This is a genomic window from Pseudomonas sp. R19M (assembly GCF_050312585.1).
Lineage (GTDB): Bacteria > Pseudomonadota > Gammaproteobacteria > Pseudomonadales > Pseudomonadaceae > Aquipseudomonas > Aquipseudomonas palleroniana.
This window is the reverse complement of the sequence record NZ_JBNPJV010000013.1, coordinates 1-1,240: the sequence shown is the minus strand read 5'-3', so window position 1 is coordinate 1,240 and position 1,240 is coordinate 1. Positions and strand designations below refer to the sequence as shown.

The 1,240-nt window shown below is 59.4% G+C and carries 1 protein-coding gene; it reads left to right on the top strand.

What is annotated here, in order from left to right:
* The first annotated feature begins 228 nt into the window (after positions 1-228).
* A complete protein-coding gene (locus tag ACQRBT_RS01715) occupies positions 229-1,164 on the top strand; it encodes an aspartyl/asparaginyl beta-hydroxylase domain-containing protein (RefSeq protein WP_060753131.1) in 936 nt (311 codons plus the stop codon).
* The last annotated feature ends 76 nt before the right edge of the window (positions 1,165-1,240 follow it).

The window sequence follows — 1,240 nt, the reverse complement described above, 5'->3', positions numbered from 1 at the left end:
GCCGCCCCAACAAGGACGCCGCGGTGTTTTAGAAAGACCGAGGTGTCTGGATTTAGGGCGGCTTCGCCCCCCAGCGCGGGGCAAGCCCGCTCACTACAAGTGTTTATCCAAGGGGGTTGATGTAGGTCAGCCGGTCGACCTGGGCCTTCTGCATACTGGCTCAAGTGTTTATCATGGCCGGCTGCTACGTCTGCTGTTGGCCAGGCGCTTATTTCCAGGAGTTGCTGCATGACCTTTTCTTTGGCCGCCAAACTGTCGGTGCTGTCGCTTTTTATCGGCAGCATTCTGTACGTGCATTTGCGCGGCAAGGCGCGTTTGCCGGTGTTGCGTCAGTTCGTCAACCATTCGGCGCTGTTCGCCCCTTATAACGCCTTGATGTACCTGTTTTCGGCGGTGCCGTCCAAACCCTACCTGGACCGCAGCAAGTTCCCCGAACTGGATGTGCTCAAGGACAACTGGGAAGTGATCCGCGAAGAGGCCATGCACCTGTTCGACGAGGGTTACATCCGCGCCGCCGAAAAGAACAACGACGCCGGTTTCGGCTCGTTCTTCAAAAAGGGCTGGAAGCGTTTCTACCTCAAGTGGTACGACAAACCGCTGCCGTCGGCCGAGGCACTGTGCCCGAAAACCGTGGCGCTGGTGAGCAGCATCCCTAACGTCAAGGGCGCAATGTTCGCGCTGTTGCCGGGCGGCAGCCACCTGAACCCGCACCGCGACCCGTTTGCCGGTTCCCTGCGTTATCACCTGGGCCTGTCCACGCCGAACTCCGACGATTGCCGCATCTTTGTCGACGGCCAGATCTATGCCTGGCGCGACGGTGAAGACGTAATGTTCGACGAAACCTATGTGCACTGGGTGAAGAACGAAACCGAACAGACCCGCGTCATCCTGTTCTGCGACATCGAGCGCCCGCTGAGCAACCGCCTGATGACCCGCGTCAACCGCTGGGTCAGCAAGCAACTGGGCCGCGCCACCGCGCCGCAGAACCTGGATGACGAGCGCGTAGGTGGGATCAACCAGGCCTATGCCTGGAGCAAGACTTTCAGCGACAAGTTCAGTGGTGTGGTCAAGCAGTGGAAGCGCAAGCATCCCAAGGCCTACCGTGTTGCACGGCCGGTGCTGGCTGTGGTGGTGCTGGTATTGCTGTGGCGCTGGTTGTTCTGATCGCAACACAGTAAAAAAGTGGGAGGGGGCTTGCTCCCGATAGCGGTGGGTCAGGTACACAGACTCAACCTGATAC